Source organism: Paenarthrobacter sp. NPDC090517 (genome assembly GCF_044769165.1).
Taxonomy (GTDB): Bacteria; Actinomycetota; Actinomycetes; order Actinomycetales; family Micrococcaceae; genus Arthrobacter.
The window spans coordinates 981,215-1,000,633 of record NZ_JBIVXN010000001.1; the positions used below are offsets into that span (position 1 = coordinate 981,215).

18 protein-coding genes are annotated in these 19,419 nt (G+C 62.2%); 2 read left to right on the forward strand and 16 right to left on the reverse strand.

Going from position 1 to position 19,419, the window contains the following annotated elements:
• Positions 1-238 precede the first annotated feature (238 nt).
• From ACIQTW_RS04535 to ACIQTW_RS04570, 8 genes are all read right to left on the reverse strand, one after another.
• The gene (locus ACIQTW_RS04535) at positions 239-2,320 is read right to left on the reverse strand and encodes an acyltransferase family protein (RefSeq protein WP_402934180.1); all 2,082 of its coding nucleotides are present in this window, start codon (positions 2,318-2,320) and stop codon (positions 239-241) included.
• Positions 2,317-4,380, reverse strand: coding sequence for an acyltransferase family protein (locus tag ACIQTW_RS04540; protein ID WP_402934183.1), 2,064 nt, complete (start codon positions 4,378-4,380; stop codon positions 2,317-2,319). Before ACIQTW_RS04540 ends, ACIQTW_RS04535 begins: the two co-directional genes overlap by 4 nt.
• Before the next feature lie 216 nt (positions 4,381-4,596).
• Complete coding sequence (locus ACIQTW_RS04545; protein ID WP_402934186.1) at positions 4,597-5,697, reverse strand: flavin-containing monooxygenase; 1,101 nt, start codon at positions 5,695-5,697, stop codon at positions 4,597-4,599.
• Positions 5,694-6,011, reverse strand: a complete 318-nt coding sequence (locus ACIQTW_RS04550; protein ID WP_402934189.1) for a hypothetical protein — start codon at positions 6,009-6,011, stop codon at positions 5,694-5,696. The genes ACIQTW_RS04545 and ACIQTW_RS04550 overlap by 4 nt, the downstream gene beginning before the upstream one ends.
• Before the next feature lie 116 nt (positions 6,012-6,127).
• A complete protein-coding gene (locus ACIQTW_RS04555) occupies positions 6,128-7,765 on the reverse strand; it encodes a LuxR C-terminal-related transcriptional regulator (RefSeq protein ID WP_402934192.1) in 1,638 nt (545 codons plus the stop codon).
• 170 nt (positions 7,766-7,935) lie between these two features.
• Positions 7,936-9,549 carry a chaperonin GroEL gene (gene groL, locus ACIQTW_RS04560; protein WP_017200315.1) on the reverse strand — a complete coding sequence of 538 codons (1,614 nt, stop codon included), beginning with the start codon at positions 9,547-9,549 and terminating at the stop codon, positions 7,936-7,938.
• Between the two features lie 84 nt (positions 9,550-9,633).
• Complete coding sequence (gene groES, locus ACIQTW_RS04565; RefSeq protein ID WP_011775524.1) at positions 9,634-9,930, reverse strand: co-chaperone GroES; 297 nt, start codon at positions 9,928-9,930, stop codon at positions 9,634-9,636.
• A gap of 192 nt (positions 9,931-10,122) precedes the next feature.
• Positions 10,123-10,485, reverse strand: a complete 363-nt coding sequence (locus tag ACIQTW_RS04570) for a hypothetical protein (protein ID WP_402934196.1) — start codon at positions 10,483-10,485, stop codon at positions 10,123-10,125.
• Between the two features lie 67 nt (positions 10,486-10,552).
• Between ACIQTW_RS04570 and ACIQTW_RS04575 the strand changes: the two genes are divergently transcribed.
• A complete protein-coding gene (locus ACIQTW_RS04575; RefSeq protein ID WP_402934198.1) occupies positions 10,553-11,782 on the forward strand; it encodes an SAM-dependent methyltransferase in 1,230 nt (409 codons plus the stop codon).
• Between the two features lie 13 nt (positions 11,783-11,795).
• Here ACIQTW_RS04575 and ACIQTW_RS04580 read toward each other — a convergent pair whose 3' ends face one another.
• Genes ACIQTW_RS04580 through ACIQTW_RS04590 form a run of 3 tightly spaced genes read right to left on the reverse strand, consistent with a single transcriptional unit; the run spans position 11,796 to position 13,945 of the window.
• Positions 11,796-12,608, reverse strand: a complete 813-nt coding sequence (locus ACIQTW_RS04580) for a shikimate 5-dehydrogenase (protein ID WP_402934201.1) — start codon at positions 12,606-12,608, stop codon at positions 11,796-11,798.
• Positions 12,609-12,633: 25 nt separating this feature from the next.
• A complete protein-coding gene (gene ykgO, locus ACIQTW_RS04585; protein ID WP_011775528.1) occupies positions 12,634-12,756 on the reverse strand; it encodes a type B 50S ribosomal protein L36 in 123 nt (40 codons plus the stop codon).
• A gap of 37 nt (positions 12,757-12,793) precedes the next feature.
• Complete coding sequence (locus tag ACIQTW_RS04590; RefSeq protein WP_402934204.1) at positions 12,794-13,945, reverse strand: GTP-binding protein; 1,152 nt, start codon at positions 13,943-13,945, stop codon at positions 12,794-12,796.
• 164 nt (positions 13,946-14,109) lie between these two features.
• On the opposite strand from ACIQTW_RS04590, the gene ACIQTW_RS04595 reads away from it, so the two are divergent.
• Complete coding sequence (locus ACIQTW_RS04595; protein ID WP_402934207.1) at positions 14,110-15,261, forward strand: glutamate--cysteine ligase; 1,152 nt, start codon at positions 14,110-14,112, stop codon at positions 15,259-15,261.
• Positions 15,262-15,271: 10 nt separating this feature from the next.
• On the opposite strand, the gene tsaD is transcribed toward ACIQTW_RS04595, so the two are convergent.
• From tsaD to alr, 5 genes are read right to left on the reverse strand one after another with little or no spacing between them, the layout of a single operon-like run.
• The gene (tsaD, locus tag ACIQTW_RS04600) at positions 15,272-16,417 is read right to left on the reverse strand and encodes a tRNA (adenosine(37)-N6)-threonylcarbamoyltransferase complex transferase subunit TsaD (RefSeq protein WP_402934209.1); all 1,146 of its coding nucleotides are present in this window, start codon (positions 16,415-16,417) and stop codon (positions 15,272-15,274) included.
• Positions 16,414-16,911, reverse strand: a complete 498-nt coding sequence (gene rimI, locus ACIQTW_RS04605) for a ribosomal protein S18-alanine N-acetyltransferase (protein ID WP_402934211.1) — start codon at positions 16,909-16,911, stop codon at positions 16,414-16,416. Before rimI ends, tsaD begins: the two co-directional genes overlap by 4 nt.
• Before the next feature lie 13 nt (positions 16,912-16,924).
• Positions 16,925-17,596 carry a tRNA (adenosine(37)-N6)-threonylcarbamoyltransferase complex dimerization subunit type 1 TsaB gene (tsaB, locus tag ACIQTW_RS04610; protein ID WP_364306988.1) on the reverse strand — a complete coding sequence of 224 codons (672 nt, stop codon included), beginning with the start codon at positions 17,594-17,596 and terminating at the stop codon, positions 16,925-16,927.
• Positions 17,596-18,171 (reverse strand): tRNA (adenosine(37)-N6)-threonylcarbamoyltransferase complex ATPase subunit type 1 TsaE, encoded by a 576-nt coding sequence (gene tsaE / locus ACIQTW_RS04615; RefSeq protein ID WP_402934213.1) that lies wholly within the window; start codon positions 18,169-18,171, stop codon positions 17,596-17,598. Before tsaE ends, tsaB begins: the two co-directional genes overlap by 1 nt.
• The gene (alr, locus tag ACIQTW_RS04620; protein WP_402934216.1) at positions 18,168-19,409 is read right to left on the reverse strand and encodes an alanine racemase; all 1,242 of its coding nucleotides are present in this window, start codon (positions 19,407-19,409) and stop codon (positions 18,168-18,170) included. Before alr ends, tsaE begins: the two co-directional genes overlap by 4 nt.
• Positions 19,410-19,419 lie beyond the last annotated feature (10 nt).

Consider the following 19,419-nt stretch of genomic DNA (forward strand, 5'->3'; position numbering starts at 1 on the left):
GCGCCTCTTACCTGGGTTCCGGGGGCTTAACTGGTAGGGGTTGCAACTGATGACCAGCCCGTCATTACGGGACTGGCCTGTGCAGAGAGTACCTGTGCAAAAAGTTACCTGTGCAGAAGGTATTGGATAAATACTAGAACCTCCGCGCCGATCGCCATATTCCGCGACGCCTGACTGTGAGCAACAGCACTGGCGGCAGGCCGTCGTCGTACGTTGAAACCGCCGGCCAGCGCAGAACCTAGCTTGCGGACCAGCCGGTTGCTGCCAGCAGCCGCTGTTCAAACATCGGGATCATGGTTTGAACATAGGTCTTGGTGAGGTGGTTGTCGTCCTTATAGACGTAGACGTTACCAACCACTGCGGGACAGGTCCCTTGCTCGCAGATGAAGTCGCTCATGTCCATCAGGTGGAGCCGCTCCACCTTGCCGACGTAGTCGTCCAAGGGTGAAGACGCCGCCAAGGATTCTTCAAGAGGGACATTGCAGTCGGGCGAATCCTTGCCCTTCTTCTGAACGCACTCGGGCATATTGAAGCTGAACCGCGGGTTGTCCCGGACACCCACAACCTCGATTCCCAGGTCCGTGAACGGCTTGATGCCTTCGAGGTATCCGGGCACTTCGGTTTCAAAGGGAGCATCGACGTGCGTCAGGGATGCCACAGTGAAAACTGCGTCGGGCTTATGATCCATCACGTAGGCGGCACTTGCCTTGTTGTACTCGTTGCAGAAATCGGGGCGCTCCGGTGATTGGGCCCCGAACCGGCAGCCGCCTTTAAGCAGCGTCACCACTTCCCAGCCGTGCTTTTTGGCGATGGGGCCAAGAGCAGCTGTGTACTGCTGGGAATGGGAATCACCGAGCACCACAATTCTCTTGGTGACCACGTCCGGTTCCTCATTCTGCAGGCAGTCCTGCAGCAGCGGGTCGCTGGGTACGTTGTCGCCGTTGCACTGACCATCGACGTTCGCCCACTCGTCCTTCATGGCTGCGGGCGCCGGGATGATGAGGGCTTCTTCGCTCGGCTCACCGGCGTACTCCGGGGACAACGCGGCAGCCCCCGGCGTCAGTTCGTGGGGCTGATCCGCAATCGCTGCAGCTTCAGCGGTGATGGCGCTTTGCCACACCGTGACCGGTAACGCCAACAGCGCACCGCACGTGGCAATCACGACGGCGGCCCGCCAGGACCGCACGTCCGGCCACTTCCAGCGGCGTAGGGGCACTTCCACGTATCGTGTGGTGGCGACGGCCAACAACATGGAAACCGTCATGATTCCCAGGCCTTGGAGGAGGCTGGGCGCAGTAGTCCCGGTAGCCAGGAGGAAGAACACCAGAACCGGCCAGTGCCACAGGTACAGGGCGTACGAGTTATCACCCACCATGACCAGTGCTCGCGAGCCCAGGAGACGGTCGGCGCCGAAGGGGCTACCGCTGTGTCCCGCGATGATGACGGCTCCGGCCGCGAGGGTGGGCCAGAGGGCTACGAAACCCGGGAAGGAGCGGTCCACCGTGAGCATCAGCCCGCAGGCGAGCATCGCTGCAATGCCGGCCCATCCCAGAAATACACGGAACAGGCGTCCTGGTTTCAGGTTTGGGATCGCCAAGGCCAGAAGGGAACCCAAAGCGAATTCCCATAGGCGGGCACGGGTATCAAAGTACGCATGGGCCTGGTTGTTGGCCGTCTGCTCGATGGAGAACACGAGCGATGCCAGGAAGACCGCACCGAAGACGATGAAGAGCAGCTGCCTGTGGGTTACGGCCCTCCGCTGCGGAAACAGCTTAGCCAGCCGCGGCTGCAGAAGTGCGACTCCGGCGAAGATTAACGGCCACAGAATAAACACCTGGCCTTGCACGGATAGCGACCAAAAGTGTTGCAGGGGGCTGGCGTGGACGTGCTGTTGGGCGTAGTAGTCCACCGCGAAAGCGGCCAACTGCCAGTTTTGCCGGTACATGAGGGATGCCCAGGCCTCGGTGAGGATATCGGGCCACCGACTCTGCGGTATGAGTGCCCAGGTGCCTGCCAGGGCAGCCAGCAGGACAACGACGACGGCAGGCAGCAAGCGCTTGAACACGTGGAGCCAATGCCGCAGGAGTCGTAGTGGCTTATGACTTTCAAGCTTCCGAGTGAAGGACAATGTCAGCAGGAAAGCCGAGATCAGCAGGAAAACGTCCACGCCGCCCGAGACCTTGCCCAGCCAGATATGGTAGGCGGCAACCATGAGCACTGCCAGTGCACGCAGGCCTTGGACTTCCGGGCGGAAGCCGGGTTTCGACGTCGTGGATTCCTTGCTTGGCGGGGCAGCCGTTCTTGCGCGCGTGTCCATCATTGTTGCCACCCTGTCGCGGCAAACCACCTTTCCTCGAGCATGCCCGACATGCTCTTGACGTACGTTTTGGTCAAGTGGTTGTCATCCAGGTAAACGAAGGTGTTACCGATGATGGGCGGGCAGTAGATCCCCAGGCACACGAGGTCGGTCATATCCAGCAGGGCCAGGTCCTGGTATTTACCCGTCACGGCCTCAAAGGGGCTGGGCTCAGCCAGGACGTCCGACTTCAGCGGGCGGCAATCAGGGCTATCCACCCCTTTGGCGAGCGCGCAGTCCGTCAGGCTGTATGTAAACCTTGGGTTGTCCCGAACTGCCACCATCTGGATGCCCAGTGCTGTGACCTCGGGGACGAGGTCCTCAAAGCCGTGGGTCAGTCGTTCGTCGGGCAAGGACGACACAGCCGCTGTGCCCACCATGAAGATGGCATCCGGCGCGTGGTCCCGGATGTGGCTGCGCACTTCACTGTTGAACTCGTTACAGCCAGGCTCCGACTCGGGATCTTCAGTCATGAAGGGACAAGCCCCGTACAGCAACGAGTACAGGCGCCAATGATGCTGCTCCGCCAACACTTCCAAGGCGGCAAGCCACTGCTGGGAGTGGGAGTTGCCTACCACCAAAACTGTCTTGGTGGCGTCGGAACCCACCCCGTTCTGCTGGCAGTTGTCCTGCAGCAACTGCGATTCGGGTTTCGTGTCTCCGGAGCACCCCTCGGGCAGTTTGGCCCAGTCACGCCCGATCCTTTCCGCGGTGGGCTGGGTTAGGGCATTTGGAGCCGCTTCATTCACGTAAGTGGGCAGCAGTGCCTTTGCCCCGGGATTATCGAAGACCATTCGCGCCTCCGCAGCTTGCTGGTCCAAGTCCAGCTTGTATTGGAAAGCGAGCAGGGGTGCGGACACGACTGCGAGGCACGTGACGATCGCGATGACCGAACGGCGGCGCTTCATCTCGGGCCATTTCCATTCCCGGAACGGCTTTTCCACGAACTTGGTGGTCAGGAAAGCCAAGACGAGTGACAGCGCGATGATGGCCGTGCCGGAAAGCCAACCGGCCTGACCCTTGCCGCTCCAGGCCAGGGCAATCACCAGGATGGGCCAGTGCCAGAGGTAGAGGGCGTAGGAGTTGTCACCGAGCCGGACCAGGAATTTGGAACTCAGGATCCGGTCCACTCCGAAACGGCTCCCGGTCTGACCGGCCGCGATCACCGCGACGGCCGCCAATGTAGGCCACAAAGCAACGAATCCCGGGAACGCGGTCTGTACCTGCAATAGGATTCCGCAAGTGAGCATCGCGGCCACCCCCACCCATCCCAGGACCACACGGACAGGTTTGGAGAAGTTCAGGCCCGGCAGCACCAATGCCACCAGCGTGCCCAAGGCGAACTCCCACAAACGGGCGAAGGTATCGAAGTATGCCACGGCCTGGTTGCTGGCAGTGAAGATGATGGAGTAGATGAACGAGACCAGGAAAATGATCGCGAAAACATACACCAGCAGCGCGCGGTAGCGGAGGGCAAAGCGGCGGCACACCAGCGCAACAGTTGCAAAGATGATGGGCCACAAAATGAAGACCTGGCCTTGGATGGACAAGGACCAGAAGTGCTGGACGGGGCTCGCCATGCTGTGGTCGGTGGCGTAGTAGTCAACGGCCAGTTCCTGCAACAGCCGGTTTTCAAAGTAAAACAGCGAAGCCCAGGTTTGCTGGACAATTTCAACCCAACGCGTGGCTGGCAGGAAAACGAATGTTGCCGCGAGGGTGCCCACGAGAACCACGACGACGGCGGGCAGCAAGCGCCTGAACAGGTGCAGCCAGTGCCGCACAAGGTCCATGGGGCGGCCCTGTTTGTAACGTCCCGTGAACTGGAGGGTCATGAGGAACGCCGAAATCAGGAGGAAGACATCAACGCCGCCGGAGACCCTGCCGATCCAGATGTGGTAGCTGACCACCATCAGGACTGCGAGGGATCGAAGGCCCTGAATTTCGGGGCGGAACTTAGACTTTGCAACGGGTCCGGCAGCCCGCTTACCGTGGTGGGCAGGGGCTGGAATCGTTGGCGTCGTCACGTTAGGCAGTTCCTCAAAGCTCTGGCACAAAGCATCAATATTACGCGGTTTCAGTCGCGTAACCGATGTGGAAGGGTGTCCCTGGCCGCCATCCGAAGCCCCATCAGCACAGGTCCAGCCATACATTGTGCCACCAAAACCTGTGCGTGACCTGTGCTGATACTCCGTGGGTTCGCCGGCATTGCTGCCGGCACTCCCCCGCCCTAACGTGAGCAGTTACACGTTTGCAAAACCCCTGGAACGCCGTTCGGTGACCCGGCGGGCAAGGTAGCGGGCGTCCCGGCCCACGCCCGGCAAAGTTGCCGAGGCGGCAGCAAACAGGAACTCCTGGCCGATGAAGAACACACCTGGAACGTCGGCCGCCACTCCCCGTTTTTGTAGCAGCCTGCCTGCCCCGTCCACCACGGGCACCCGGACCCACGAGTAGTCGTCCTGATAACCCGTGCACCAGATAACGTTGGCAGGTTTGACCGTTTGGATGACTCCCCCAACTTCCGGATAGCCGTCCCGGACGCCGGTAACCCTGGGCAGCAATTCAACACCTGCGGCGTGCAGTTCCTTGGTCCTGGTCCGGATCAGCGGCGCAGCCTCCTGCATGAACTTTGGAGCAACCTTGCGGCCAACAGGTGTGTCGAGTGTGAGCACGTGCAGGCCCGCGAAACGAATGACCGGAAGCACGAAGCGCGCTGCTGCACGTCCGTGGCGCACGGGGAGCTCGCCACCAGGGGTTCCCGCCACAGCTGTCGGATGGCTCCCGCTAACCTCCAGGGCAATCTCCGCCCCTGAGTTCCCGAGTCCCACCACGAGGACAGGCCCCGGCTGTAGCTGGGAAGGATTCTTGTAGTCCTGGGAATGGAATTGCAGTATGTCCGCCGACAGTTCCACGGCAAAGGCCGGGGTCTTGGGAACGCGGTATCCCCCCGTGGCAATAACAACGTTCCTGGCATGCCATGATCGCTGCCCCGACGTGACTTGGTATCCATCCCCGTCGCTAATAAGGCCGTCGACGCGCACATTGTGCACGATCGGCAGGTCAAAGCGGCGCCCGTAGTCCTCAAGGTAGTCAGCCAGCTCGTCCTTTGTGGGAAAACTCAACCTGTCGCCGGGGAACGGCGCCCCGGGAAGGCCGTCGTACTTGCCGGGAGTGAACAGCCGCAGGGAATCCCACCGCTGCCGCCAAGAGTCTCCCGTCCTGGCATTTTCGTCCACTATCAGGAAACTGCAGCCTTCTTGTGCAAGCCAATATCCAATCGCCAAGCCTGCCTGTCCACCTCCCACGATGAGCGTGTCTACTGCTGGGTTTTGGCTCCCGTTCATGGTTTCTTCCCTTCAATTACTGGATCTCCGATGGGTTCTTTGTGTGCGTCTTCAGGAACCTTCCGGTAGCGCAGGCACCACAAGAGCATGAGGGCAGACACCACAATGTAGAAGGAGTGCAGCAGCCATACGGGGCCGGCGGGAAGATCAAAGACATAGAACGAATGCACTGCGTTGGCCACATTGGTGGTGGCGATGTTGCCTACGCTGTAGGACTCAAGGTCCTTGGTGCGCACGGCCTTCAGAAGCATGGGGAGCATGCTGGCTGCGAAGAGCACGGTGGATACGGTGCCGGCAAGCAGTGGAATGTTCATACAGCCACGCTATGAGCCCAGCCCCATCCACCGCGTCGGCAGAATGACCCATTCCCGTCCACGCTGCATGGGTACTTATGCGCACAGGCGAACGATCGTTACCTCAGCAGATAGCGTTAGCTCAACAGATGGTGATCGAACGCATACCGGGTCGCAGCCACACGCGACGGCACAGCGAGTTTGGTCAGGATATTGCTCACGTGCCGCGCAACTGTCTTTTCGCTGAGGAAGAGGGAACGGGCAATGGTTTTGTTCGCGTTGCCCTCCGCCACCAGACGCAGGACCTCAAGTTCGCGGACAGTTAGCGGCGAGCCAGTGCCTTGATCGCGTTCTCCACTGATGCCTGCTACTTCAGAGGCCGCGGGAGCAGCGCCCAGCTCCGCGAATTCCGCCCGGGCCGCTTCGAATTCCATGGTCGCCGAATCGGGGTCGCCGAGTGCCGCGCAGGCCCTGCCTGCCAGCACACGGCAACGGGCAGCTTCATACGGCGCTTCAAGGGAGAACCACAGCCTCCATGCCGTCCGTGCCGCCATCAAGGCAGCTTCCGCGCTGCCTTCAACCAACAGCACGCTTGCCTCCGCGTGCGCGGCAAGGGCCGCTTCCAAAGGGCGCTTTGCCGTGTCAACAAGGGACGCAAATTCGTCCGCAGCGGATCTTGCCGCTGCCATGTCACCGGCGGCGAGTTCCACCTCAACCAAAGCCGGAAGAAGCCTTCGCCGGTTGGCAGGATCCGACGTTGCCGCTGCCCGACGCAACATGGACTGGGCCTGGAGGCAGTTCTGTTGGGCCAATCGCACCAGCGCCATACCGGGAAGAGGCTCGAATCCCGTCTCGCCAGCCCTTGCATAAGCAGCTTCGGCTTCGGCCAGGCTTCCCCTGAGACGGAGGATTTCCCCTTGCTGGTACCACGCGCCGTAGGTGGCCTCCGGATCGCCCCGGCGCGCACGGTCTTGGGCAATGTGGGCTGCGGCAAGGGCGTCATCCCACGCCCCATGGAGGAGAAACAATTCCGCCCTGTGGGACTGGCACTGCCCGCTGAACATGACCATGTCCGGCCTGTCCCCGCACCATTTCTCCAGCGCCGCTGTCCACTCCTGGGCCCGCCGGACGTCCAGCACCAAACGACAGTTTCCGATCACCGCGCAGTAGATGATCCCGGACGGGATTGGCGAAACTTCGCCCGCGCTGACCGAAACCATCACTTCATCAAGAAGTTGAAGGCCTTCATCGGGAAATCCGAGGGTGAGCCTTGCCGTTCCGACGCCGAGCAGGCCCAGCGCCATCAGGTCCTTGTCCTGGAAGTGCCGGCCGATCTCCAACGCCCGGCTGAAAATCGCAAAGCCCGCCTCCGGTGATCCCCCGTACAGGGCACCAAGTGCCTCCGGAACCATCAGGTAGCCCTCCGCTGCCGTTGGACTATCCAGCCCTTCCACCAAATGCTTGGCCCGGGACATCCAACCGCTGCTGCGGGCGGGCTCACCAAGATCCATCAAGTACAGCACCAGCCATGCTGCACAGCGCGCAGCGCTATCGGTATCGCCCAGCGTGATGAATTCGTCGTGGGCCCGGGTCAAGTAGGCCACGCCCTCGGTATCCTTGCCCAGCAGCATCGCCACGGAGGCCACCAACTCGATGTCCTGCGGAGGCAAGCCCCCTTCTGTGTCTGCGCGTGCCAGGCAGTCCAAAGCATCGCTCCAGCGGTGCTCGGAGAACGCCGAGCGTCCCAGGTCCAAGGCTGTGGCAGGCATCGTCATGGCTCACCCGACGGCGTCGATGCGCCCCGATGACGCACGCAAGCCGCCGTATTAGCGTCAGGTTACCGCCGCCGTCGAACGCCCACAATAGCTCCCGACACAGGCCACGACACCACCCGGAAACACAAAAGCCCCGGTCTATATGACCGGGGCTTTTGTGTAACAGGCCGTTAGTGCTGGTGGCCTGCGTGTGCGTCTTCTTCCTCAGCCGGCTTCTCGGCGACCAGGGTCTCGGTGGTGAGAACCAGGGCGGCGATGGAGGCGGCGTTGCGGAGAGCGGAGCGGGTGACCTTGACGGGGTCGATCACGCCGGCGGCGATCAGGTCCTCGTACTCGCCGGACTTGGCGTTGAAGCCGTGGTTGGCTTCCAGCTCGGAAACTTTGGCAACAACCACGAAGCCATCGAAGCCGGCGTTCTGGGCGATCCAGCGCAAGGGCTGAACCAGGGCGCGGCGGACGATGCCAACAGCAGCTGCTGCGTCACCTTCCAGCGCCTTGACGGCCGGGGACTCGTCCAGTGCCTTCAGGGCGTGGATGAGGGCGGAGCCGCCACCGGAAACGATGCCTTCTTCGAGGGCAGCACGCGTGGAGGAAACGGCGTCCTCAATGCGGTGCTTCTTTTCCTTCAGCTCAACCTCGGTGGCTGCGCCAACCTTGATCACGCCGATGCCGCCGGCCAGCTTGGCCAGGCGTTCCTGCAGCTTTTCCTTGTCCCAGTCGGAGTCCGTCCGGGTGAGCTCGGCACGCAGCTGCGCCACGCGGTCGGCTACGTCCTGGGCCGTGCCTGCACCGTCAACGATGGTGGTGTTGTCCTTGGTCACCGTAATGCGGCGGGCGGTACCCAGTACCTCAAGGCCAACGCTGTCCAGGGTCAGGCCGAGGTCCGGGGAAACAACCTGGGCGCCTGTAAGCGTCGCGATGTCCTGGAGCATGGCCTTGCGGCGGTCGCCGAAGCCCGGAGCCTTGACGGCAACAACGTTGAGCGTGCCGCGGATACGGTTGACGATCAGCGTGGAGAGGGCTTCGCCTTCGATGTCTTCAGCAATGATGAAGAGCGGCTTGTTGGCCTGCAGGGCCTTCTCCAGCAACGGCAGGAAGTCCTGCAGAGAGGAGATCTTGCCCTGGTTGATCAGGATGAGGGCGTCTTCGAGGACTGCTTCCTGGCGCTCTGCGTCGGTGACGAAGTACGGGGAAAGGTAGCCCTTGTCGAACTGCATGCCTTCGGTGAGGACCAGTTCGGTCTGGGTGGTGGAGGATTCTTCAATGGTGATGACACCATCCTTGCCAACCTTGCCGAACGCTTCAGCCAGCAGTTCGCCAACCTCGTCGCTCTGCGCGGAGATGGCTGCGACGCTGGCAACCTGGGTGCCCTCAACTTCGCGGGCGTTCTCCAGGAGGCGGGCTGCGATGGCTTCGACGGAAACCTCGATGCCGCGCTTGATCTCGCCAGGAGCGGCGCCGGCAGCAACGTTGCGGAGGCCCTCCTTGACCAGGGCCTGTGCCAGCACGGTGGCCGTGGTGGTGCCGTCGCCGGCTACATCGTTGGTCTTGGTGGCTACTTCCTTGGCCAGCTGTGCGCCAAGGTTCTCGTAGGGGTCGTCAAGCTCAACTTCGCGGGCGATGGTCACGCCGTCGTTGGTGATCGTGGGAGCGCCCCACTTCTTGTCCAGCACGACGTTGCGGCCGCGCGGGCCAAGCGTCACCTTGACAGTGTTGGCGAGCTTGTCGATACCGGCCTCAAGAGACCGGCGGGCAGCATCGTTAAAAGCTAGCTGCTTTGCCATGGTTGTGTCCTTTCAAGACAGAAAACCCGCACCGCTGACGGTTGGAATGATTCCAACGCGGCGGCGGTGCGGGGCTCCGGGAAGTTACTTTACGACGATCGCAAGGACGTCGCGGGCGGACAGAACGAGGTACTCGTTGCCGCCGGTCTTGACTTCGGTTCCACCGTACTTGGAGTAGATGACGACGTCGCCAACAGCTACGTCAACCGGTACGCGGTTGCCGTTGTCATCGAAGCGGCCGGGGCCGATTGCAACAACTTCGCCTTCCTGCGGCTTCTCCTGTGCGGAGTCCGGAATTACCAGGCCGGAAGCCGTGGTCTGCTCTGCTTCGAGCGGGCGAACAACAATACGATCCTCAAGAGGCTTAATCGAGACCGACACTCGGACTCTCCTTTTCATGAGCTGATTCATGGACTAAGAACTAGGGTGCCGGAGCGTACAACCGTCGTCGCGGTGCCGGAAGACGCTTGGCGTGATTAGCACCCTCCGGGGGAGAGTGCTAACAAGACTCTATGTAAGCGTTAGCACTCGGTCAAGGCGAGTGCCAGCATTTCGTCATGAGTGAACCTTCCGTCACCGGCCGGTGAGGTCGTCCAGATCGTAGTTTTCGCCGTCGTCGTCCTCGTCCAGCGGAGCGTTGCCGCGGTTCAAATACAGCACCACGGCAGCGGCCATGGCTACGACGCCGGAGATAACCAGCGTGACGATTCCACCCGTCCTGGCGCCGCTGTAGAGTTCACGGATGCCCCGCGCTTCTTCAGTGGGATCGTTGACGCTCTTTCCGGCGACGGAGTAGGTGGCGGCATTGAAGGAATCCAGCGCGAAGATGATGATCAGCAGGCCGATGCAGACCACCGCGATCACTGCCCCCGCAATCAGGGCAGGGCGGGCGAACTTTGTCATGGTGGAGTGATGCGTGGCTGCGTTGTCTTCCATGAAAACAACCCTATCCGGCTGATCCGCCGGTAACGTTGTCAAGCACCGCGCCGCTAGGCTTGATCCCATGCCTCACGCACCGCAGGAACAGATCGCGCCCTTGCTGACAACTGAAGGATGGGAACTTCTTGCCTCTTTGGGGCCCTACCGGGAGGCCGACTCATTCAGCGTCAATGCCGACCTCCGTAAGGCCGGCCACTCCCCTGAACTCGTGGCTGCTGTCCTCACGCAATCCCGGCTGCGGACACGTGCTGAGGCGAAGTTCGGTGAGTTCGCCAGGCAGATGCTCTTCACCCAGGCCGGCTTGGAACAGGCCACGCGCTTGAACGTCGCTGCACGGCACGCCGAGCGTTTCGCGAAGGCCGGCATCTCGCACATTGCAGACCTCGGCTGCGGCCTCGGCGCCGATTCCATGGCAATGGCTTCCATGGACATTTCGGTCACAGCCGTTGAGATGGATGAAACCACTGCCGCCTGCGCCACCATCAATCTCATGCCCTTCCCCCATGCCACCGTTGTTCACGCGGATGCAACCTCCGTGGAGCTGGACGGTATGGACGGCGTGTGGCTGGATCCTGCACGTCGAACAACGTCCACCTCCGGCACCAAGCGGATCTGGGACCCTGAAGCTTTCTCTCCCCCACTGTCGTTCGTGGAGCGCCTGGCAGCCACGGGGCGCGCTATCGGCGTCAAGATGGGACCCGGCATACCCCACGATTCCGTGCCCTCAGGCTGCGAAGCCCAGTGGGTCTCCGTGGGCGGCGATGTTACCGAAGTGACCTTGTGGTTCAACGCAGTGGCCCGTCCCGGCGTGCGTCGCGCCGCGCTTGTTATCGGCAGCCAAGGGGCCGCTGAAATTACCAGCGGCGCGGATTTCGACGGCGGCCCGGTAGCCGCCGTCGGGCCTGTTGAGGGCTTCCTCTACGAACCCGATGGTGCCGTGATTCGAGCAGGACTGGTGGCCGACGTCGCCGAACGGCTGGGTGGGCATCTGGTGGACGAGCACATCGCCTACATCTGCGCCCCCGAGCTGCACGACACCCCGTTCGCCCGCGCGTACAAAGTGCTTGAGGTGATGCCCTACAACGTCAAGGCGCTCAAGGCATGGGTGAAGAACAACGGCGTCACGGTGCTGGATATCAAGAAGCGCGGCACGGCAGTGACCCCGGAGGAACTGCGGAAGCAACTGCTTCCCGCCAAACCCGTTAAAGGCAAGGATGCGAAAACAGCCACCTTGGTCCTCACCAGGATCGGCGAGGAAAGAGTGGCTGTTGTCGTGGAGCCAGTGACGGCCTGATGCGTCACGAGGGCTAGCGGCGGGAGAACTCCGAGGCTTCACGCACCTGCTCGGCGCTCGGACGCACGCCCGTGTACAGCACGAACTGTTCCTCTGCCTGGATGGCGATAACTTCGGCACCCGTGATCACCTTCTTGTCCGCTCTCCGGGCAGCGGTGATGAGCGGCGTCTCCGACGGCAATGCCACGACGTCGAACACCACCTGGGCAGCGGAAATAGTGTTGTCGTCGAAAGACTGCGCCGTTTCATCCGCCCCTGCCATTCCCAGCGGGGTGACGTTGATGATGAGGTCCGCGGTTGAGCCGTTGACGTCGTCCTGCCATCCGAAGCCGTAGAGGTCTGCGAGCGCACGGCCGGTGCCCTCATTGCGTGCCACGATGGTTACAGCGGTGAACCCGGCGTCCCGAAGGGCTGCGGCTACGGCCTTGGCCATGCCGCCGGCACCGCGGAGCAGCACCGTGTGGCTGCTGGGAACCTGGTGGTCCTTCAGGAGCCGGGCGATCGCGATGTAGTCCGTGTTGTAGGCAGTGAGGACACCGTGGTTATTGACGATGGTATTCACCGAATCAATGGCTTTGGCCGATGGGTCCATGACGTCAACCAGCGGAATGACGGCTTCCTTGTAGGGCATGGACACCGCGGCGCCCCGAATCGGGAGGCCGCGGATGCCCGCCACCGCGAGGGTGATGTCCGCGGGGGCGAATGCCTTGTACACAAAGTTCAGGCCGAGCAGATCGTACAGATAGTTGTGGAACCTGGTCCCGATGTTGCTGGGCCGGGCCGCAAGCGAAATGCACAGGGACATGTCTTTGTTCAGGATTGGCATTCCCCCATTAAACAACGCCGCGCTGTTAGCCCTGCCGCGCCTTCATCCGCGGGTTGTTCTTGTTGATGACGAAGGTGCGCCCCCGCCTGCGCACGATCTGGGCACCGGGGATCTTTTTGAGGGCACGCAGCGAATTCCTGACCTTCATGGTGTTTCTCCTTGGTGTTGGTGTTGGGTGTTTTGGCCTAGAGGGCGTCGCTGAGTTCAAGGGGGTCATCCCAGACGCCGAAATCCTGTTCCAACTCCGACTCCGTCAATTGGCAACCGTCCAAAAGCCGGCTGATTTCCTGCGGATCAATGTCCTCCGACCTTCCAGTGATGGCCAGTACAGTTCCGCGGTCGCCATGGCTGGGATGCCAGTTAAGGAGAGAGTCGACGTCGGCTCCCGCCTTTCCCGGGCGCATCAGGCCTGGCGCCGATGCAGCGGAGTCGGCCAGCCACTTTCCGGTGCTTTCCAACCACACACGTGGCCCGATTCCTTGGACTGCGATCCGCGTTTTAGGGGCTGAAGCAATCCAGAGGCGGCCGCGCAGCCAGTGCGTGCCGGCCGCCAACTGTGGAAGGGCATCACGGAAACGTCCAGGATGCAGGGGGCGACCCGCTTTGTGGAGCACCGTCCGGAAGGAACCTTCCGCTGCACTGACGGGCACATGCACGACGCCGGGCCGGTTACGGGCCGCTGCTTCGGCGTCGTCGAAGCATCCTGGCCGGTAGTCGTCAGCCCCGCCAACAACGCTGGCATGGGGCGCCAACTGGCCAAGCAATTCGACGCCCAGCAGCCACCGTGCGGAACCTTCCCGCGGGTCTCCGGTCAGCACGGCGCCCAGTCCGGGGTGCACCATGACGGTGTCCACTTGCCCGAACTCGCCAATCAGAAATTCCCCGCTGGTGCGCTCATCAGTGGGCATGGACGTGAATCCTGATTCGAACAGGGTATGCCGGTCCCAGATATGGTCGTCCAGGTCTACGGGGTCCAAGGCCAGCACGGCATTGTCGATCACCGCCGGGCGGCTCAATCCACGCCGAAGCTCGGTGACGGCCATCTCTGCTGCAACGCCGGGCGGGAGGCCAAGGACAACATGGTCGAAGCCGCACGAGGCGAGGCGTTCCGCCGTCGGGACTACGTCCAACCTGACGGTGCAGCTAAGGCAACCATGCTCCAATACCGTTGTTTCGCGTTCGAACAGCTGGCCGTTCCGATAGACGCGCCGCAGGACCAGCGAACCATCCAGAAGATCGTGGAGGACCACCACGGAATCGGCGTGGGTGTGGCCGAGCCTGGCTGCGGCTGACTCCCGGCATTGGCTGTCCAGGGAACTGAGGACTGTGAGATGCATGCGTTGATTCTATTGCGAAGCATTCTCATTAGCAAATGACGGTCCTCGTCGTTAGTTAGCGCCCAGCAGTCACCTGTGTTCCGGCTGCATTAGACTTGATCCGACCGCTGGCGGCCCCACAGCGGGGAACCGTGTCCGGCTGAGACAGACTACGAGGGGACTACGTGCAGATTGATTTTGCGCCATCCAGGCAATCGACACTGGGTGTGGAATGGGAGTTGGCGCTCGTCAATGCACGCACCGGGGAATTGGTATCAGTGGCCAACGACGTCCTGAAGGGCGTCGCCGCGAACCACCCCGACCTCAACGAGGACGACGAACACCCCCATATCAAGCGCGAACTGCTCCTCAACACTGTTGAACTTGTCACAGGTATCTGCGAGACGGTCAAGGACGCCAAAGAAGACCTCAGCCGTTCCCTCGCCGCCGTCCGCGAAGTCACCGATCCCATGGGCGTGGAAGTGTTCTGCGCAGGCAGCCACCCGTTCAGCCCTCCCCTGCTCCAGCCCGTCACGGATAAAGAGCGCTACGCCAAGCTGATCGAACGGACCCAATGGTGGGGACGCCAAATGGTGATCTACGGCGTTCACGTCCATGTGGGCATCGACCGCCGGGACAAGGTCCTCCCCATTCTGGACGGTCTGGTCAACTACTTCCCGCACTTCCAGGCGTTGTCCGCCTCCAGCCCGTACTGGGCTGGCGAAGAAACCGGCTACGCTTCCCAACGTGCGCTCATGTTCCAGCAGCTTCCCACCGCCGGGCTGCCCTTCCAGTTCGAAACATGGGAGGCCTACGAGTCCTACGTCCAGGACATGTTCACCACAGGTGTCATTGACGCGACCTCCGAAATCCGCTGGGACATCCGCCCCGTGTCGAACCTGGGCACCATCGAGATGCGCATCTGCGACGGCTTGGCCACACTTGAAGAAGTAGGCGCCATTGCTGCGCTGACCCAATGCCTGGTGGACGAGTTCTCCGCCATCCTTGATGCCGGTGGCAGCATCCCCACCATGCCGCCGTGGCACGTGCAGGAGAACAAATGGCGTGCCGCACGCTACGGCATGGAGGCCATCATCATCCTCGACGCCCAAGGCAACGAGCAGCTGGTCACGGAGCACCTCGCTGAAACCGTCGCCCGGCTGGAACCTGTGGCAGCCAAGCTGGGTTGCTCAGAAGAACTGGCAGACGTCTTGAAGATCATCGAGCGCGGAGCAAGCTACCAGCGGCAGCGCCGAGTGGCCGCAGAACACAACGGCGACCTGCAGGCAGTGGTCATGGACCTCGTGAAACAGATGCGCAAAGGACCTGACGCGTAACTGGTAAAGCTCAGGCAGCCACTGACACCGTGGTTACCGGCATGGAGGAATCCGGCGCGAAGGAAACTCCGCTGGGAGCAATGCCTGCCATGATCAGCTGCGCTCCGAGCGCGGCAACCATGGCTCCGTTATCCGTGCACAGGTCCAGCGGCGGAACATGCAGCTTGATTCCCGCGGAGGTACAGCGCTGCCCGGTCAGTTCCCGCAGCCTCGAGTTCGCTGCAACGCCCCCACCCAGCAGGACGTCAGTAATGCCATGCTCTTTGCAGGCCAGGACAGCCTTGGAACTGATGACGTCCACAACGGCCTCCTGGAATGCTGCGGCGATGTCTGCCACAGGAACCTCCTCGCCGCGGGCTTCGAACTGCTCAACGCACCGGGCCACCGCCGTTTTCAGGCCGCTAAAGGACCAGTCGTAGCGGTGCGGGCCTTTCTCCTCCGCGGTGCCCATGTACTTGGGCTGGGTGAGCCCGCGCGGGAATCGGATGGACTTAGGGTTGCCCTGGCGTGCCAGTTTGTCGATGGCAGGCCCACCCGGGTAGCCGAGACCAAGAATGCGGGCCACTTTGTCATAGGCTTCCCCGGCGGCGTCGTCGATGGTTGAACCCAGCAGCTGGACGTCGTCCGTGATGCTTCGGATGCGCAGGATTTCCGTGTGCCCACCCGATACCAGCAGTGCTCCGAGGTTCTCCGGCAGCTTCCCGGCACCCAAGCCGGCGGCAGCAACGGCGTCGGGCGCTCCACCCGAAGCTGCCCTACCATCCAGCAGCCCAACGCCGACATGTGCCACCAGGTGATTGATGGCGTAGAGCGGCTTGCCGGTAGCAACGGCAAGGGCTTTGGCAGCGCAAACACCCACCATCAGCGCCCCTGCAAGGCCCGGACCGGATGTGACGGCAATAGCATCGATGTCATCCAAAGTTACGCCGGCCTCGTGGAGCGACTCCTGCAAGGTGGGCACGAAGGCGTCCAAGTGTGCGCGTGACGCGATCTCCGGGATAACGCCGCCAAAGCGAACATGTTCATCCATTGACGATGACACCGTGTTGGTCAGCAGGGTGGTCCCCCGCACGATGCCCACACCGGTCTCGTCGCAGGATGACTCAATGCCAAGCACCAGCGGCTGCTTTGGCTGTTCCGGATACGGCCCGCTCACGCTGTTGCTCCTTCTTGGGGTCTGTTCAGTTCAAGACGCATAATCAGGGCGTCCGTGCCGTCCCTGTAATAGCGGGGCCTAACGTGGATCTGCTCGAAGCCGAACCGCAAGTACAGTTGCTGGGCGCGTGGGTTGTCCGCCCGGACTTCCAGCAGGACGTCCTCCGCACGGCGGCGCCGCGCCTCGTCAATCAGTTCTGTCAGGACAGCAGAGCCAATGCCCTTACCCTCGAATTCAGGCACGACGGCGATCGTCTGGACGTCCGCAATCGGCTCGACGCACATCAAACCGGCGTAAGCCACGATCTCCCCTGCAACCTCTGCCACCACGTAACGCCGTGTCTCCGGCTGGGCCAGCTCGTCGAAGAACATCTGCAGGGGCCACGCGTCCACGGGGAACAACCGGCGCTCCAGGACCTCCACGGCCGGCACATCGGCCTCAGTCATGTCGCGCAGGGAAACTCCTTCGAGTTCCAACTTGGGTGACAGTTTCATAGAGTTCCTCCCATCACAGTGCACGCTTCCTGGGCCCTGGCACCTGGGCGTCCGATTCCCGCAAATACAAAGGTGTTGAGTCAAGCAAGGCCTGCCCGGCAGTGAGCTTTGCCAAGGCGAATTGGCCCAACGAAGCCGCATCCGGCTGGGTGGTGGCGAAATCTTCATCCGCCTTGAGGACATCGGCGTATAGGCCTGCGCCCGCGCCGAACACCGGCAGGTCCGGAAGATCCGAGGCGAAACCAACGTGGGGGCCGTCCACGAGTTCCGGAAGCTGGCCGTCGGCCAGGCTGTATCGGGCCCAGTAGACCTCCTTGCGTCGGGCATCCGTAGCTACCAGGAACTCGGGGGTCGCTGCGGTGGACTCCGCCACTTCCAAGGCGATGGCATCCAGGCTCATGAGCCCATACAGCGGCTTGTCCCACACGAAGGCGAGAGTGCGGGCGGTGGCGATACCGGAGCGGAGCCCGGTGAACGGGCCGGGTCCCACACCGGTGACAATCGCATCGATGTCCGCGCCGGTGACCCCGGCACCAGCCAGGAGCTTTTCAATCCCGGGAGCCAGCACTTCCGCGTGACTTCGGGTGTCCTCCGTAGCGAAAGAGTCCACCACACTTTCCATGGCATCATCCGAGATCAGGGCCGCACTGGCAACCGCTGAGGTATCAATGGCCAGTATCAGCATCAGTTGCCTCCGTTTTCGCTGGTCTCCAAGAGCTTCGGTGCCTCGGCCCAGCGGGGACCAAACCCACGGAAAACGATGGTGCGGGGTTCGTCGTCGTCATCGGTATCGAAGTCCATGACATCGCCATCCGTTGTGGCTTCCGTGTTATCCCCGCCAACAGACCTGAGAAGGTCAACCTCCAGGCGGCTGTCCGAAAGATGCTCCACCCGGTCGCGGCCCCATTCCACCACGGTGACGGCTGTATCCATGGTGTTCTCGAGATCGATGTCGTCAATCTCCGCTGCCGAGTCCAGCCGGTAAGCGTCAACATGGACCAGGTCCGGGCCCCCGGGCCTGGGTCCATCGGCGAGATTGGGGTGGATCCGTACCAAGACAAACGTCGGCGAAATGATGCCGGCACGGACTCCAAGCCCTTCGCCAAGTCCTTGGGTGAACGTCGTCTTGCCCGCACCCAGTTCGCCGGTCAGGACCAAGAGATCCCCGACCTCAAGGACCCCACCCAAAGCTGCTGCCAGCGCATGGGTCTGCTCCGCCGTCGAAACCGTGAGCGTGCGCTCCCACTGGGCCTCGCTCACAGCGCGGCCGTATCTGCTGCGTTGTTGGCTTCGGCCCGGGCAGGCATTTCATTGACATAACTGCGTGGAACCCGGGGGCTGATGCGCGTCACGATTTCATAGTTGTTGGTTCCCGCAGCCGCCGCCCAATCATCAGCGGTGGGCCCGCCGTGGGCACCGTTGCCGAACATGACAGCCTCGGCGCCCTTGAGATCTGCCGCCGCTTCAGGAGATAACGGCCCCAGATCAATGACCATTTGGTCCATGGCAATCCTGCCAACCACCGGGTAGTTGACGCCGTTCACCCGCACAGGACCTCCCGTGGCGATTCGGGGCACACCGTCTGCATAACCCAGCGGCACCAAGCCCAGCGTGCTTTCCTGGCTGGTCCGGTAATGGAGTCCATAGGAAACGCCCTGGCCTTCGGGCACCTTCTTGCAGTTGGACAGAAGAGTCCGGACCGTCATTGCGGGATGCAGGCCAAGTTCCGCGGACGTGGCCCCTTCGAAGGGCGACAATCCGTAGATGCCCAGGCCCACGCGGACGAGGTCGAAGTGTGAGTCCGGGCGGGACAACGCTGCCGGTGTGTTGGCAATATGGCGGACCTCCGTGTCCACGCCGGCGTCTTCGGCCATGGCGATGGCTTCGCGGAACACAGCCAGCTGATCATCGGTTTCGGGGCGCTGGGGTTCGTCAGCAACTGCGAGATGGGAGAAGATGCCCACAACCCGCAAGAGGCCTTGGTCCTGGTAATCCATGGCCTGCCCCAACAACTGGTCCCAGTCTGCGATTGTGCAGCCGTTCCGGCCCAGTCCCGTGTCCACTTTGAGGTGCACACGCGCCGGTCGCTCCTGCTCCCGGGCCGCAGCTACCACGGCTTCAAGTTCCCAACCGGAAATTCCGACGTCGATGCCAGCGGCCACTGCTGCTTGGAAGTTGCTTTCGCGGGTGTGCAGCCAGGCGAGTAGCGGGGCATCGACTCCGGCGGCACGCAGGGCGAGCGCCTCGGAAATGTGGGCGACACCCAGCCAGGCCGCCCCGGCGTCGAGGGCTGCCCTGGCAACCTGAACGGCACCATGGCCGTAAGCGTCCGCCTTCACCACGGCCATAACAGCTGCCGGGGAGGCGATGCCGACGAACTGACGAACGTTGTGCCGCACGGCGTCGAGGTCAATCACGGCGGAGCGTTCCAGCACCGCTGACTTTGCTATGGAGGCCTTCGACCCGATACCGATATCTGCAGCTGCTTCGTAAGTCACCCTAGAGATT

Excerpts from the sequence above, each read along its gene's own strand:
- ACIQTW_RS04535 (WP_402934180.1), bottom strand. The coding sequence starts at position 2,320 with ATGATGGACACGCGCGCAAGAACGGCTGCCCCGCCAAGCAAGGAATCC.
- ACIQTW_RS04545 (WP_402934186.1), bottom strand. The coding sequence starts at position 5,697 with ATGAACGGGAGCCAAAACCCAGCAGTAGACACGCTCATCGTGGGAGGT.
- ACIQTW_RS04550 (WP_402934189.1), bottom strand. The coding sequence starts at position 6,011 with ATGAACATTCCACTGCTTGCCGGCACCGTATCCACCGTGCTCTTCGCA.
- ACIQTW_RS04555 (WP_402934192.1), bottom strand. The coding sequence starts at position 7,765 with ATGACGATGCCTGCCACAGCCTTGGACCTGGGACGCTCGGCGTTCTCC.
- groL (WP_017200315.1), bottom strand. The coding sequence starts at position 9,549 with ATGGCAAAGCAGCTAGCTTTTAACGATGCTGCCCGCCGGTCTCTTGAG.
- ACIQTW_RS04570 (WP_402934196.1), bottom strand. The coding sequence starts at position 10,485 with ATGGAAGACAACGCAGCCACGCATCACTCCACCATGACAAAGTTCGCC.
- ACIQTW_RS04575 (WP_402934198.1), top strand. The coding sequence starts at position 10,553 with ATGCCTCACGCACCGCAGGAACAGATCGCGCCCTTGCTGACAACTGAA.
- ACIQTW_RS04580 (WP_402934201.1), bottom strand. The coding sequence starts at position 12,608 with ATGCCAATCCTGAACAAAGACATGTCCCTGTGCATTTCGCTTGCGGCC.
- ykgO (WP_011775528.1), bottom strand. The coding sequence starts at position 12,756 with ATGAAGGTCAGGAATTCGCTGCGTGCCCTCAAAAAGATCCCCGGTGCC.
- ACIQTW_RS04590 (WP_402934204.1), bottom strand. The coding sequence starts at position 13,945 with ATGCATCTCACAGTCCTCAGTTCCCTGGACAGCCAATGCCGGGAGTCA.
- rimI (WP_402934211.1), bottom strand. The coding sequence starts at position 16,911 with ATGAAACTGTCACCCAAGTTGGAACTCGAAGGAGTTTCCCTGCGCGAC.
- tsaB (WP_364306988.1), bottom strand. The coding sequence starts at position 17,596 with ATGCTGATACTGGCCATTGATACCTCAGCGGTTGCCAGTGCGGCCCTG.